The sequence below is a fragment of the Thioalkalivibrio sp. HK1 genome (genome assembly GCA_000583135.1).
GTDB lineage: Bacteria > Pseudomonadota > Gammaproteobacteria > HK1 > HK1 > HK1.
In genome coordinates this window covers 15,369-29,964 of the sequence record JFBG01000036.1, presented here as the reverse complement: position 1 = coordinate 29,964, position 14,596 = coordinate 15,369, and the positions used below count along the sequence as shown (strand labels likewise).

The 14,596-nt window shown below is 53.4% G+C and carries 10 protein-coding genes and 1 pseudogene; 7 read left to right on the top strand and 4 right to left on the bottom strand.

Annotated features, from left to right (window positions below):
• Positions 1–76: 76 nt before the first annotated feature.
• Positions 77–952: a phytanoyl-CoA dioxygenase family protein gene (locus tag BF99_RS0110170; protein ID WP_025770779.1), complete on the bottom strand. Its 876-nt coding sequence runs from the start codon at positions 950–952 to the stop codon at positions 77–79.
• A gap of 98 nt (positions 953–1,050) precedes the next feature.
• The gene (locus BF99_RS0110165) at positions 1,051–1,941 is read right to left on the bottom strand and encodes an HpcH/HpaI aldolase/citrate lyase family protein (RefSeq protein ID WP_025770778.1); all 891 of its coding nucleotides are present in this window, start codon (positions 1,939–1,941) and stop codon (positions 1,051–1,053) included.
• A 588-nt stretch (positions 1,942–2,529) separates the two neighbouring features.
• Between BF99_RS0110165 and BF99_RS0110155 the strand changes: the two genes are divergently transcribed.
• The 5 genes and pseudogenes from BF99_RS0110155 to BF99_RS23755 all read left to right on the top strand — a co-directional run bounded on the left by BF99_RS0110155 (position 2,530) and on the right by BF99_RS23755 (position 8,961).
• Positions 2,530–3,756: an AAA family ATPase gene (locus tag BF99_RS0110155; protein ID WP_025770777.1), complete on the top strand. Its 1,227-nt coding sequence runs from the start codon at positions 2,530–2,532 to the stop codon at positions 3,754–3,756.
• 176 nt (positions 3,757–3,932) lie between these two features.
• On the top strand, positions 3,933–5,414 hold the full coding sequence (locus BF99_RS0110150; protein WP_025770776.1) for an N-acyl-D-amino-acid deacylase family protein: 1,482 nt from the start codon (positions 3,933–3,935) through the stop codon (positions 5,412–5,414).
• Positions 5,415–5,508: 94 nt separating this feature from the next.
• Positions 5,509–6,618, top strand: a complete 1,110-nt coding sequence (locus BF99_RS0110145) for an MrcB family domain-containing protein (protein ID WP_025770775.1) — start codon at positions 5,509–5,511, stop codon at positions 6,616–6,618.
• 567 nt (positions 6,619–7,185) lie between these two features.
• Positions 7,186–7,518, top strand: a pseudogene (locus tag BF99_RS24000) (AlbA family DNA-binding domain-containing protein); the annotation flags it as partial.
• Between the two features lie 282 nt (positions 7,519–7,800).
• Positions 7,801–8,961: a Fic family protein gene (locus tag BF99_RS23755; protein WP_231471360.1), complete on the top strand. Its 1,161-nt coding sequence runs from the start codon at positions 7,801–7,803 to the stop codon at positions 8,959–8,961.
• A gap of 164 nt (positions 8,962–9,125) precedes the next feature.
• Here BF99_RS23755 and BF99_RS0110130 read toward each other — a convergent pair whose 3' ends face one another.
• Positions 9,126–9,347: a CoA transferase gene (locus BF99_RS0110130; protein WP_025770773.1), complete on the bottom strand. Its 222-nt coding sequence runs from the start codon at positions 9,345–9,347 to the stop codon at positions 9,126–9,128.
• A 181-nt stretch (positions 9,348–9,528) separates the two neighbouring features.
• Between BF99_RS0110130 and BF99_RS0110120 the strand changes: the two genes are divergently transcribed.
• Both BF99_RS0110120 and BF99_RS0110110 read left to right on the top strand, forming a co-directional pair.
• Positions 9,529–10,527, top strand: coding sequence for an AAA family ATPase (locus BF99_RS0110120; protein WP_025770772.1), 999 nt, complete (start codon positions 9,529–9,531; stop codon positions 10,525–10,527).
• A gap of 12 nt (positions 10,528–10,539) precedes the next feature.
• Positions 10,540–13,188, top strand: coding sequence for a S8 family peptidase (locus tag BF99_RS0110110; protein WP_038098022.1), 2,649 nt, complete (start codon positions 10,540–10,542; stop codon positions 13,186–13,188).
• 30 nt (positions 13,189–13,218) lie between these two features.
• Here BF99_RS0110110 and BF99_RS0110105 read toward each other — a convergent pair whose 3' ends face one another.
• Complete coding sequence (locus tag BF99_RS0110105; protein WP_025770769.1) at positions 13,219–14,424, bottom strand: CaiB/BaiF CoA transferase family protein; 1,206 nt, start codon at positions 14,422–14,424, stop codon at positions 13,219–13,221.
• Between the last annotated feature and the right edge of the window lie 172 nt (positions 14,425–14,596).

Here is a 14,596-nt window from a genome sequence, read left to right as displayed (position 1 = left end):
GAAGCGGCTGGGGTGGTGATCGCAGCGGCGACCCGCGTCGATGAAAAGATCGTGTCGATGAGGTCCCGTAGAGGCCCTACCCCAAGGTGCGATCGGGGTGCATGCCGTCGACATAGCCCATGAAGGGCGGATGGATCGAATAGCCGATCAACTCTCGAGCCCGTTTGGGCATGCACCGGATCGTATCTTGCGGGGTTGCCAGCAGAAAGTTCTCCAGCGGTCGCATCCAGCCCACGCAATACTGCGGGGTGATGATCATACGCGAGGCATCGGAACGGTTGGCTCCGCCGCGATGCCAGACCATCCCCTTGAGCAGCATCAGCGAACCTGCGGGCATCACGGCCTTGATGGCGTCGGGGCGGGCATCGGGATCGCCGCTTATCTCCTTGCGCCCGAAATAGGAATCGGCGGTGGGCGCCCCGCCGATTCGATCTTCGAGCCAGCGATGACTGCCGGGTAGATATTCGGTGGCTCCGTTATCCTCGGTGGTATCGTCGATGGCCCAAAAAGCGCTGACCTGCAGCGGGGCGCGCGGTCTGGGCAATCCGCAGTGCAAGTCGTCATGGTGCCAAGGCTGGACGGTCTCGCCCGGATGCAAATTGATCGCCAAGAGCGCGGATAGCTGGCAACTAAGACCTAAGTCGGCCTCGGCGAAGGCCAGCGCCAAGGGGTGGATCGCAAGATCGGAGAAGACTTGCGATTTGGCCATCATGGCGTAGACGCGATTGGTCTTGATGCCCTCGAAATCCCCGCGACCCTTGATATCGGCTTCCAGATAGGGCGCCAACGCCGTGCGAATTGCGTCGAGTTGTCGCTCGTCGAGCACGCCCTCGAAGCGAATGCAGCCGGTCTCATCGTATTCTCGATAGGCTTCGGCGAATGTGCGCCCGCCCAGCCACTTGGCAATGTCTTGCTCGCGCACGGGCTCGATCGGGTGGTCGGCAAGGCTCATCGAAAAACCTCCTCTTCGTTCTTTTTTATCGGCGGACTCAAGATCGGTGGTCTTTCAGATCTTGGCGAGCGGGTCTCCCCCTCGCCCATCGCCGCTCATCATCGGTGGATGATATCGGGCATCGTCGATCTTTGCTGCGCGATATCGACGATGCGGCGCGCCCGCTCCACGATAGGGTAGTCGATGAACTGCCCATCCAAGCGGATCGAGGCGCTGCCTTCGGCTTCGGCGGACTCGAAGGCGGCGATGATGCGGCGGGCGTGGGCGACCTCCTCCCCGTCGGGGGTGAAAAGGGTGTTGACCGGATCGATCTGCTCGGGATGGATGCATAGCTTGCCTTGAAAACCCAGATCGCGGGCGCGACGGGCGGAAGCGCACAACCCTTGCGGATCTCCCAATCGGGCAAAAACGGTATCGACCGGCGCTTCCAAACCCGCCGCCTTCGATTCGATCACGATCCGGGTTCGCACCGAATCAAGTTCATGCTCGTCCCTCGTCCAGCGCATCCCGAGGTCGAGGGTGAGATCCGCCGCCCCGAAACTGAGCCTGCGCACTCTGGCCAAACCGCAAGCGGCGATCTCGCGCAGCGCCGAAAGGGAGGCGGCGGTCTCGATGATCGGCATGAGATCGATCCCGCCCTCGACGAGCCCGCGCTCTCGCTCCAAAGCCCGAAGCAACCAATCGACCGCCACGAGCTGGGCTGCGGATTCCACCTTCGCAAGGACGATACCGTCGAGACCGGCAACCGCCACCGCCCGCAGGTCGTCGACGCAAAAAGGGGTTTCGAAGGCATTGATGCGGACTCGAGCGCTCCCCTTGCGCGGTCGGGACAAGGCCTTCGCCACCTGCGAACGGGCGAGGATTTTCTCGTTGATCGCAACCGCATCCTCGAGATCCAGGATCACGCTATCGACTTCGAGATCCAAGGCTTTTTCGACCCGACGCGGATGGTTGCCGGGCGCGAAAAGCATCGACCGAAAAAAAGACATCGAACCCTCCCCTTTTTTTCACGATCTTAAGGGTCGAACGAGGCGAGATTCGAAAACACCCGATCGGATCTCGGCGATGATATACCCGAAGAAAAAGAGCGCCTGCGAATGATCGGCGAGCGGGCAGCAAGCGATGACGAATCCCGTAAGACTATAAAAACGATCGCCTCCGATTTACGAAAACCCTTCTCGGCAAATGGTCGGCAAATCGAAAAATGCCGGCCATCGGGATTCGAGTTTTCTCGATATTTGCGGACAAACACCAAGATATCGACGCCCCCTTCGAAGACCGAACGCCGGCACTTTTATTGACGATCGATGCGCCCATTATCCATCTCTTTTCGAAATCTCGGCCGGTTCGTCCGCCCCCTACCCCGAAGACCCCGCCCCTCCGTGTCGGTTCTTGGCTTCACCCGCTCGACAAGGCACCTCGCTCTTTATCACACCGATATCATCTTTCAACCGGAAAACACTCCATTTGTGAGATGAATTTATCATCTAAAATCGTATTTTTGCGATTTTTTCGTTGATTTTTTGACTTGGAGTCATTATTATCTCACCTAAATATCGAACTCGGAGAACGACACCATGATCCACCGAATCGAGATCGAGAACTTCCGATCGATCCGGGAGCGCCAAATCATCGACCTCACGGTCGGGGCCAAGGTCCCTTCGGAGCCCGGTCGATTGGAGCCGATCTTCGATGGCGCCGAGAGGCGAGCGCCGAGAGTCGTCGCCATTTACGGAGCCAACGCCTCGGGGAAGACGAATCTGCTGCATGCCTTGAACTTCGTCGGTTGGTTCGTCAGTTCGAGTTTCGCCAAGGAACCCGGGGGGAGATTGCCTTACGAAAAATTCTTTACCCGGGAGATGGAGGCGAGTCCCACTCGCTTCGAGATTCATTTCAGCGGACCTGCGAATCTGAAAAAACCCGAAGGCTCTCCTACCTGCCTTTATAAATACGAACTCGTGCTCGGCCCTCGAGATGAAGGACAAGCCGATCGCGTGCTATCGGAATCGGTCAAATTTCGTCCGGAAAAGAAAGGGCGATTTCGTCGGGTTTTCGAGCGCAACGAAAAAGGTCACGTTTCCACCGCTTCGGAGATGAAACTGGGATCGAAAAATCCGCTTTTGGCTTCGGCATTCCAACGCCCCGACGCCAGCATCATCTCCATCATGATACGACTCAATCATGATATCGCCCAAGCGATCGGCAGTTCTATCGGGTGGGTCACTTCGAATCTTCGAGTCCCCGGATGGCTCTTCGGTGGCTTGCCGCCCATAACGCCCTTTGCATATCGCGATCAAGAAAATCTCGATAGTCTGAATCATGAACTTCGTCGCGCCGATTTCGGAATCGAAGAAGCCATCTTCGAACGAGAAGAACGGTCCAAGAACACTCGCCTCGAGTTCAAGCATCGGGGTTTGGATAAAAGGATCGATTTCTTGGAAGAAAGTAGCGGAACGATCAAATTCATGAATTACTTCCATATTTTCAACAGGATGTTCATCGAGGGCGGATTGGCGGTGATCGACGAAATCGACGCCTCGCTCCACCCTCTTCTGATGCGGGAAATTCCGCGCTGGTTCGCCGACGATGATCGCAATCGCAAGGGTATACAGCTATGGATGTCCTGCCAAGATCCCACCTTGTTCGATGATCTCCTCAAAGAAGAGATCGTTCTATGCGATAAAAACTCTCAAGGAGCGAGCGAGATCTACGGACTCAAAGAGATCGATGGGGTTCGTCGGGATGAGAATTTCAAGGATGTCTATCTCATCGGGGCTTATGGCGGCGTACCGCAGTATGGATAAATATCAATCATGTCACGAAAAAATAACATCAACCGAATTGTTTAAATTGCCTGCGAAGGCACCCCCTTGTTCGTCGGGCTTGCTCGTTGAAACCAAGGATGTAAGGCAAAATAGATGCTTGCGAGCCCTCCTCGTCATCCACTGCCCCTTCACCTTTCCATCGGAGTGTCATCGATATGAATCTGAAATCGACTCCCCGCAATCCTCGATGCGATCTCCTGATCCACTCCGGCGACGTCATCGACGGCACCGGTGGTCCCCGAGCGCATCTGGATATCGCCATCGAAGGGGATCGGATCGTCGCCGTCGGTGAGAACTTGGACGAGCGCATCGATGCGGGAAACAAGATCGATGCATCCGGATTGATCGTCGCCCCGGGATTCATCGATGTCCATACCCATGATGACCGGGCGGTGCTCAGCACTCCGGATATGACGCCCAAGATAAGTCAAGGGGTCACCACGGTGATCACCGGCAATTGCGGGGTGAGTCTGGCCCCCTATACGGGGAACGCTCCGCCGCCGCCGATGAATCTGTTGGGCGGGGGTGATTGGTATCGCTTCTCGACCATGCGCGAATATATGGCGGCGGTGGCCGACGCCCCGCCCGCTCTCAACCTCGCTCCGCTGGTCGGTCACAGCGCGCTGCGAGCGACGACGATGGGAGACGATCTTTCCCGTGCCGCCCTTCCCGCCGAAATCGAAAGGATGGAAGCGCTGCTCGACGAGGCGCTGAGCGCCGGATGCATCGGAATGAGCACCGGGCTCGCCTATCCCCCGGCCTTCGCCGCCCCGACCGATGAAATCGTCTCCCTCGCCTCCCTTGTTGCGCAATACGATGGCATCTACACCACGCACATGCGCGACGAGGGTGCCGGGGTGCTCGATTCCGTGCACGAGACCCTCGATATCGGCGAGCGGGCCCAGGTGCCGGTGGTGATCTCGCACCATAAATGCGTCGGGCGCAAGAACTGGGGGCGAAGCCGCGAGACCCTTGCCGCGATTGCCCGAGCGCGGGCTCGGCAAAGGGTGGATCTCGATGTCTATCCTTATGTGGCGAGTTCGACGGTGCTCTTCGCCGATTGGCTGAGCAAGGCCGAGCGGGTGCTGGTGACTTGGTCGACCCCGCATCCGGAACTCGGGGGGCGCGACTTCGAAGAGATCCGCCGGTCTTGGGACTGCAGCGCCGAGGAAGCGGTGGAGCGTTTGAGCCCCGCAGGGGCGATCTACTTCCAGATGGACGAGGAAGACCTTCGGCGCATTTTGAAATTCCAGGATGCGATGATCGGATCGGACGGTCTGCCGCACGATAGCCATCCCCATCCTCGACTTTGGGGGACCTTCCCCCGAGTCTTGGGGCACTACTGCCGCGATTCGAAGTTGTTCACGCTCGAAGAGGCGGTGCACCGCATGAGCGGCGTTCCCGCCCGCGTCTTCGGTCTCGAAGGGCGAGGGACGATCAAACCCGACGCTTTCGCCGATCTCGTGCTCTTCGACGCCGACAACATCCTCGACGAAGCGGACTTCGCATCCCCCGAACGCCCCGCCCGCGGCATCTACCAAGTCATCGTCAACGGCGAGCAGGTCCGCCGCGGCTACGAGTGGACCGGCGCTCGACCCGGAAAAATCCTCAAGCGGAAAAAACCCAACGGGGCATGAGCGGTATCATCGATGGGCGATGATGATTGGCGATCATCGGCAATCTATACCGACCCGTCCCGGCTGAAATCTGCGCATCGGGAGTCACCTCGAAATGATCGATGTCATTCAAAGAATCGCGAAACTGCAAACCCTCTACTCACATACGAATACCCATGAAATGCAAGAGCGGGGTGAATTGATACGCAAAGATCTTCCCGGAAAACTGAAAAAACACCTGCCAAGATTTTCGAAATCCTTGGGCGAATTTTCAAATGACCTTCGCATCAAAGGAAGCGATGGAAGCGGCAACAAGATACAAACCCCTTGGGTGAGGATCTACTGCGAATCGCTCTCGCCCTCTTCCATGAAAGGTTTTTATGTAGTCATTCATTTCTCAACCGATGGAGCGGCCTGCTTCGTTACTCTCGGATGCTCGGCGACGACAAGAGATAAAAAAAAGAGAATTCCAGTACAAAATCCCGATGAAGAGTTGAATAGAAGGAAAGACTGGGCCAATCACATATTGAAAAAATACGAAGCCGATCGATCCGTCTTCGTCGATACGATCGATCTGCGCTCTGAAAAACCATTGCCCCTTTCGTTCGAAAAAGCGACCTTGCTGTGCAAACGATTCGATATCGATTCGATCGTCGAAGCCGATTTCGTCGATGCAATCTGCGCTGCGCTGGATTGCTTATTCATCATCTATCGATCATACAGCGTCTTCGGTGATCTACCTGCATCGGATATCGCAGCGAAGAATATGGAGAGGATGATCAACCCCGGCAAAGCGATCGATCGCCATCGTCAAGGATACGGGTTGAATGGAGCCGAGAGGAAAGCCGTCGAATTGCGCGCCATGCAAGTAACGAAAGAATACTTGGAAAACGAGGGATTCGAGGTCGAGGATAAATCCAATACCGAGCCCTTCGACTATCTCGCCATAAAGGGCGAGTTGATAGTCAAAGTCGAGGTCAAAGGGACAACGAGCACCTTGGCCGACTGCGTCATGATGACGGCCAATGAGGTCGATCTCCATTCGAAAGAAAGCGGAACGACAGCCCTTGCCATCGTCACCTGCGTAATTTTCGATCGTCGAGGGGACAATCCTCAGTGTAGCGGCGGAGACTTGGAATACATCCACCCTTGGCAAATCGACCAATGGACATTGGAACCCAAGGCATATCTGGTGAAAAGACCATTGAAAAAGAATTCAACATAATCGTTTTCAAAAAACACATCCTCGAACGGACGAATGGCGATACGAGAAAAGTCATATCCGAGACTCTCGATGGCCGGTCCATTCATTCGGCAATGATGGCATGGCAATGCCGATAGGAATGATCGATCAAGCTCCAACGCTTACCCACCTGTGCCCCCGAACTCGAAAGAAACCGAAGGAACGAAAATGTCTTCCGACCTCGATCCTTTCACGAATTCGATATCCGACGGCAAGCAAGCAGCACCCGCCCCCGATGCTTCATAGGCCGAGAATACGATGTGGCATAAGGGAATCAGAGCGAATTCCCCCAGAAAATCAAAGATATGTACCCATCATGTACCCACTATGTACCCACTATGTACCCACTATGTACCCACTATGTACCCACTATGTACCGACCATGTACCGACCATGTACCGACCATGTACCGACCATGTACTATCCACCATATCCTCCATCGTGTACCATTGAATCAAGGACATCCGATAGCCAACCAAGGCTGAAAGCGGTGGGAGCGTCAACACCGGTAGTCAATGAAGGGAGATATCCGTGACCAAAGACGAACTCATGGAGAGACTGAAGGGATACGAATGGACCGATCTCGAATGTAAGGAGGCGGGAAAGGACATACCGAAAAATATCTATCCCACCGTCAGCGGCTTTGCCAATACCCGAGGAGGATGGATCCTTTTTGGAATTGCCGAGGAACAGGGTCGATTTCATATCAAAGGGATCGATTCGACAAAGATCGATCGTATCAGCGGGAATTTTTTGAATACTCTGCGTAGCGGACAAAAGTTGAATCGATTCATCGACGCCGAGCCCGCAGTATACGATATCGATGGCAAGAAAATTCCCGCCTTCTTCATCCCGGAAAGTGACAGGCACTTAAAACCCGTCTACCACAGCGAAAATCCGAGAAATACCTTTATCAGGCGCGGGGGTCGCAATGAAAGGGCCACCGATAGAGAACTTTTTTATCTAACGAGGGAAGCCGTCGATCAGCATTGGGATTCTCGAGTCTTCGATGAGGTGGATGCGGCTAGCGCGATCGACGAAGAAACCATTCGTTGGTATATCTCTTTATTTCACACATTGGAACCCCAACAGCAGAGGATCGATGATCCGGTGGAATTTCTGAGGAAATGGAATTTTCTACGAGATATCGAAAACACCCCCAAGTTGACATACGCCGGGATTCTTCTCTTCGGTACCGATCAATATGTGCGCCGGATTCTCTTTAGACCATTGCTGGATTATCAGCGAATCGATCGCCGCCATGATCAATGGAATAGCTATGAGCGCTGGGACGATCGATACCTTTTCGAAGAGAATCTCTTCAAGACATGGAACGGATTGGTTGCGAAATACCGGCGTATCGCGGATCATCCTTTTCGGCTGGATCCCACTACCCTACGCCGGGTAGACGATCCCCCTGATTATGTCGCTTTTCGTGAAGCGGTTATCAATCTACTGCTCCATCAGGATTATGGAGATCCCCATCGAACTGCATCTTTGAAATTGTTCGTTGACCGATATGTTTTATGGAATCCCGGCGAAGCCTATACAGATATCGATAGGATGTTCGTCCCGGGAAAAGGGAGTGTCCGTAATCCCACTTTGGTGGATTGCTTTCGGCGTATCGGTCTGAGCGATCAGGCGGGAACCGGAATGAGTGCGATTTTTCATAACTGGTATGAACTGGGCTACCGCCACCCTTTCATCGACAATAATAAGCAAGATAAATCTTTCGAGATCGTTATGGATAAGGCTTCCCTTTCCACTCGAAAGGCTCAATATCTTAGTGCGATATCCGGTATCGAATTAACGGTCGAGCAATCACATTTTTTATCTTTGGCCTTCGAAGGGAAATATCTGAAAACGACCGATGCCGCCATGGCTCTCGGAGGGCAATTGCATGCCGCTCACCGAGTATTGAAGGAATTGGTCTCCATGGATCTACTGAGAAAGGAAACCGATAATATCCATTGTCTGACGGAATCCACCCGCTCTCTTATGGATGAGGCGATGTCGGGGGATTCGAGCCTCGAAGAACCCGACCATATTCCTAATGTCGCGATCAAATCCGAATCGGGCACTCCAAATATCCCTCCCACCATGTCGACGATGATCGGGTTGCTATCAAGGGATGAGAAAAGCCGTGATGAGTTGATGCTTGCGCTCGATCTCAAAGACCCGGCCAGCTTCCGCAGCAACTACCTGCAGCCGGGCTTATCCCTCGGCATCATCGAAATGACCATCCCCGAAAAACCTCGCAGCAACAGACAAAAATACCGTCTGACAGAATTGGGTAGAAAAATCCTGGGCGAACTCGCACAATGATAGGACTGCCAGCATCAATGTATCGCGATATCGCCGATGCGCGGATCCGGTATCCGAGCGAGGGTATCCTAGGACCAGAATTGCTCCTCTTCGAAGATGTCTTCGATGCTGTATATCGGCCCGCAAGGAACGTCCCTTCGGCGCAGCGAAGAACGACGGTCTTTCTATCGAGGCTCTCGGTCCATGCTCGTACTGCTTGCGTCGACTTCGTCCCGATTGGCAAGGCGCGACTCTTTGAGGCCGAATCTCGAGGGATCGGCGAGATCCGGCTCGCCCATGACTTTGACGAGGCGGGCGAAGGCGAAGATGGGATCGTTGGTACAGACGATCGCCACCCGTTTTCCGTCCGCGCAAGGGTAGTGGCTATGAGGACATGTATCGACCATGTATCATCAAGCCTTGTCGATACTCGATCCTGCAAATCGGATGGTTGTTCGAGATCGAAACCCATCCGGGAAGTCGGCTGACATTGTAAAATTCAATCGGATGATCACCGATTTCGTTTGTGAATAGAACGATTTCGTTTGTGAATAGAACGATTGTTCCACCACCGAGGGAATGCGAACCATGGCAAGAGCGGATCTGCTCACTCGTCTCGTTCAATCGGCTATGCGAGAGGATAAAGCGTCCTTCAGAAAGGTCGTCGAGGCCATCATCAGCGAAGAAAGAAATAAGCAGCACCGGGTCTTGGCCGATCGATTGGAAGAAACGCTTAACAATCCTCCGGCCGAGTCCCATACGCTCAATGGTAGTCATCGGGGGCGGATGATGGATCGCTGGAAAACGCAGAGCCTTTTTCACGAGTCGACGCCGCAAAGAAAGATCTCCGATCTCATCCTGCCGGATGAAGTGATGGATATCTGTCAGAGTCTGATTCAAGAGCAACTTAGAGCCGATCTGCTCCGCTCCTATAATATGGAACCGAGAAATCGCATACTCCTTATCGGCCCCCCCGGGAACGGAAAGACTTCCTTGGCGGAAGCCATCGCTTATGAGATGACTGTTTCCTTTCTTGTCGTTCGCTATGAAAGTGTTGTCGGCACATTCCTCGGCGAAACGTCTCTTCGACTGAAAAATCTATTCGAATACGCGTCCGCGCGGCGATGTGTCCTCTTTTTCGACGAATTCGAAACTCTCGGCAAAGAAAGGGGGGACCTCCACGAAACCGGGGAAATCAAACGGGTGGTGAGCTCGCTCCTGATGCAGATCGACAACCTCCCGAGCCATGTCACGGTGATCGGGGCGACCAATCATGCAGAACTTTTGGATCGCGCGGTATGGCGTCGCTTCCAAGTTCGGGTGAATCTTCCCGCCCCGACGCAGTCAGGCTTGAAAGAATGGCTCGAGAAATTCGAACAACGAATCGGGCTTTCCTTGGGCCATTCACTGGCTTCTTTGGCAAAACGTCTTAGTGGATCGAGTTTTTCCGAGGCCGAGGAGTTCGGCATGACCGTTTTCAGAAAATACATTCTCGATCAGCCCAATGGCGATATGAGAAAGATCGTATCCGAGACTCTCAAAGGATGGTCCACCCGATCTGTGAGAGTGGCACAGCAATGTCGATAGGAATGATTCGTGATGAACGAGCGCCCGATTTTAGTATTCCCAAGCCCGCAAGAGGCCGATAGGACGAGACGACCTTTTGGCTCCGGTGCTCCCCAAAAGCCCGATATCCAACGACAGGCAGAACGCCTGTCTCCGATGTTTCAACGCCTACAGGACGCCTTCGAGGCGAAAAGAGTGGATGCCTTGCAAAATCCTTCAGGGACGGAACCCGAGGAAACATTGGTTATCGAGATTGTAGGCAATAGCATCCCGGGCTTTTTCAACGCTATCAGAAAAGTCGAGGGGCTTGAATGGATGGGCGAGATGGAAGTCGATGATATTGTGCCTGACGGTGATTTCTACCACGAGGATCAGCATGAAAAAGAACTGAATGGACATCTCTATTTCATAATGTCCGATCAAAGAGCGTTGGATGAAATTATCTCTTTATGGAATCGATATTCCAAAAATCCGAGTATGAAATTCGAACGTGGACTAGAAAAATTTAAATCTCTCTTTCGTTTTGCAAAGGATATTCGTCGGTGGGATGTGAAAGATAGACTTGGAAACACCGGCGCTCTCGATATTTGGCGAGATCAAATTGAGCATGATGGTGAAGGATTGATCAAATTCGAAATGGAACTCTGGTTTCGAGGCGACAATTCGACTCGTAAAAGAGCCGAGAACAATATTCGATTCTTCGTAGACCAAGCAGGTGGCAGAGTGATCGGTCAATCCGTTATCGAGGAGATCGCCTATCACGGAATGCTGGCCGAGATCCCCGCAAAGGCGATGCACGATATTATCGATCTAGAGGAGATCGAGTTGGTTCGATGCGAGGAAATTATGTTCTTTCAAGCCGTCGGTCAGATGGCCATCGGATATCCATCATCTGAAGAAATTGATGAGAGCGGAGAGGATAGAGTATTGCCTTTGTCCGACTCTCCGATGCCGGAAGGCGATCCGGTGATCGCTATCCTTGATGGACTTCCGCTTGCCAATCATCGGCTTCTCGCAGATAGATTGAATATCGATGATATCTATAATCGAGAGGGTAATTATCAAGCGAATCAACGCAAGCATGGAACGGTAATAGCGTCTTTAATCATCCATGGCGATCGGAATAATACCGAAAGCCCTTTATCTCGACCGGTATTTATCCTCCCTATCATGAAACCCGATACTCGATCGTCCGATATGCGAGAAAGCGTTCCGGATGATCATCTGATCGTCGATCTCTTTCATATCGCAGTAAAAAAAATGCTCGATAACGAGCGAGGAGAAGGGAGCGCCCCCTATGTGAAAGTGATCAATCTTTCGATATGCGATATCAATCGACCTTTCAATCGATTCATGAGTCCTCTGGCTAAACTGTTGGACTGGCTGAGTGCCAAGTACAGCGTACTTTTTATCGTCAGTGCCGGTAATCATACGAAAGACATTGCATTGGGAATGTCTTGGAAGGAATTCGAAGCCATGGATAATCGCCAAAAAGAAGACAGGATCGTCAAATCAATCATGGATGATATTCGGAATAGGAAAATTCTCTCTCCGGCAGAAACTATCAATGGTCTCAGTATCGGATCTTTACATTATGATAATTGTCAAGACTACTATGAGGGTAATAGGTTCGATCCTTTCGAAAATCTATTGCCTAGTCCAATTTCTTCTTTCGGTGGAGGTTATAGAAGATCGATAAAGCCTGATATCATCTTTCCCGGAGGAAAGCAACTATATATCAGACCCGCCAAGTTATCGGAAGAATCCATCGAAATATCTCAGTACACCAGAAGTCCGGGGAATAAATCCGCCTGTCCCGGAGCGAATTCTGGATCGACAACCGAAGAATCCTTTAGTTGCGGAACCAGCAACGCGACCGCTTTGATCAGCCGAGCGGCGGGGGTTTGCCATGAATCTCTAACGAAAATATTCGACGACAATCAACTGGATGATATGAGGATATATGAAGCCCCCTTGCTGAAAACCATGCTCGTTCACGGCAGTTCCTTGGGAGAAGCCGGTGATAACCTGCTTCGAGTGCTTCAATCTATCCATGCACCTCGGCCATCTGATTTCACTTTCGGATCGACAAAGCCACCGGGACGCAAAGGTAGAAATCGAGATTCCAAAAAATTCATACGGCAATGGATGGGATATGGAATCCCGGATATCGATCGAGTTCTGAATTGTACGGAACAAAGAGCGACGCTCTTGGGCTTTGGTCAACTCAAAGATGGCGAAGCCCATATTTTCAGCCTACCCTTACCCCACCCCATCGATCTACTTCTTGAGAAATCGCTACGCTTCACCATCACTTTGGCTTGGTTATCCCCTATTGCTTCAAAAACTCAAAGATATCGCAGAGCCGGTTTATGGTTCGAACTGCATGGCGACCATAAGAATTCATTCAAACGATGCAGTATGAGCGCCGACGACTGGCAGGCGGCAAGGCGAGGAACCGTCCAGCACGAGATTTTCGAAGGGTCGAATAAGCCCACTTCATTCGACAATGACAATATCGAGATCAAGGTCAACTGTCGCAAGGATGCGGGAGAAATCATCCATCCCGTTGCCTACGGCTTGGCGGTATCCATCGAAGTCAAAGATGGTATCGATATTCAGGTTTATGATGAGATTCGGGAGAGAATTGCCCAGCGCCCGGCCCTCGGCATAGAAATCTAAGCGACGCCGGACTGTCGGTTCGGCGATCTTTCAAATCACCCCATCCCTTTCCAAGGCGGCGATCTCTTCTAAGGAAAGGCCGAGTTCGGTTTGATAGATGTCGCGGTTGTGGGCGGCAAGGGGTTGGCCGAGATGGCGGATCTCGCCCGGGGTGTCGGAGAGTCTCGGAATCGTTCCTTGTATCGCGACATCGCCGATGCGCGGATCCGGTATCCGAACGAGGGTGTCGCGGGACCAGAATTGCTCTTCTTCGAAGATGTCTTCGATGCTGCATATCGGGCCGCAAGGAACGTCGCCTTCGGCGCAGCGAAGAACGACGCTCTTTCTATCGAGGCTCTCGGTCCATGCTCGTACCGCTGCGTTGACTTCGTCCCGATTGGCAAGGCGCGACTCTTTGAGGCCGAACCTCGATGGGTCGGCGAGATCCGGCTCGCCCATGACTTTGGCGAGGCGGGCGAAGATGCGATCGTTGGTACAGGCGATCGCCACCCATTTTCCGTCCGCGCAGGGGTAGTGGCTATGAGGAACGGCGGCGTAGGTTTCGGTGCCGCTTCGTTCGCGGATGGTGCCGGTTCGATCGTAGACGGCGGCGATCTCGTCGAGGAAACGAAATACGCCGTCATGCAGCGCCATATCGATGGATTGGCCGCGCCCGGTCCGCTCTCGCGCCCGCAAGGCCAACATCACTCCGAAGGCTCCGTAAAGGCCGGAAAGGTAATCGGCCAAGGTGGTGGAACCCGCAATCAGCGGTGGGGTGTGGGGCATCCCCGTAAGATAGGAAAGTCCCGCGTAGGCTTGGGCGATGCGCGCAAAGCCCGGGAGGGCCGATTTCGGTCCGGTCTGGCCGTAGGCGGAAATACGCAGCATGACCAGTCTCGGATTGATCGATGATAGGTCGGCAAAACCGATCCCCCAACGCTCCAAGGTGCCGGGACGAAAATTCTCGACCACCACATCCGCGCTCGCCACCATCTTTCGGAAAAGCCCCGCCCCGCGATCGCGCCTCAGATCGAGGGTGATGCATTTCTTGTTGCGGGCATCGTTGAGCCACCACCAGCTATCCCCGGCATCGCTCGGGGTGCCGAGCCGACGCAGATCATCGCCCTCTTTCGGACGTTCTATCTTGATCACCTCCGCTCCGAATTCCGCAAGGCAGGCGGAGGCGAAAGGGGCGGCGACGAAGGTGGCGATATCGAGCACCCGAATATCGTCCAAGGGTTTGATGGTCTCTTTCACCCGAATACCTCCTGTTCCATTGCGATCCATCGATCTTGCCCGGCCGGAGTCTTCAAGGGGGATGGATCGCAAAAAGAAGAGGATCGATCACGCTCGAAAAAATGGCCTGATCGCTTTCGACCGGAGAATGTCCATCGTTCCGATGCCCGGTGGCAGATCCATCGTGGCCGTT

Excerpts from the sequence above, each read along its gene's own strand:
- BF99_RS0110170 (WP_025770779.1), bottom strand. The coding sequence starts at position 952 with ATGAGCCTTGCCGACCACCCGATCGAGCCCGTGCGCGAGCAAGACATT.
- BF99_RS0110165 (WP_025770778.1), bottom strand. The coding sequence starts at position 1,941 with ATGTCTTTTTTTCGGTCGATGCTTTTCGCGCCCGGCAACCATCCGCGT.
- BF99_RS0110155 (WP_025770777.1), top strand. The coding sequence starts at position 2,530 with ATGATCCACCGAATCGAGATCGAGAACTTCCGATCGATCCGGGAGCGC.
- BF99_RS0110150 (WP_025770776.1), top strand. The coding sequence starts at position 3,933 with ATGAATCTGAAATCGACTCCCCGCAATCCTCGATGCGATCTCCTGATC.
- BF99_RS0110145 (WP_025770775.1), top strand. The coding sequence starts at position 5,509 with ATGATCGATGTCATTCAAAGAATCGCGAAACTGCAAACCCTCTACTCA.
- BF99_RS0110130 (WP_025770773.1), bottom strand. The coding sequence starts at position 9,347 with ATGGTCGATACATGTCCTCATAGCCACTACCCTTGCGCGGACGGAAAA.
- BF99_RS0110120 (WP_025770772.1), top strand. The coding sequence starts at position 9,529 with ATGGCAAGAGCGGATCTGCTCACTCGTCTCGTTCAATCGGCTATGCGA.
- BF99_RS0110110 (WP_038098022.1), top strand. The coding sequence starts at position 10,540 with ATGAACGAGCGCCCGATTTTAGTATTCCCAAGCCCGCAAGAGGCCGAT.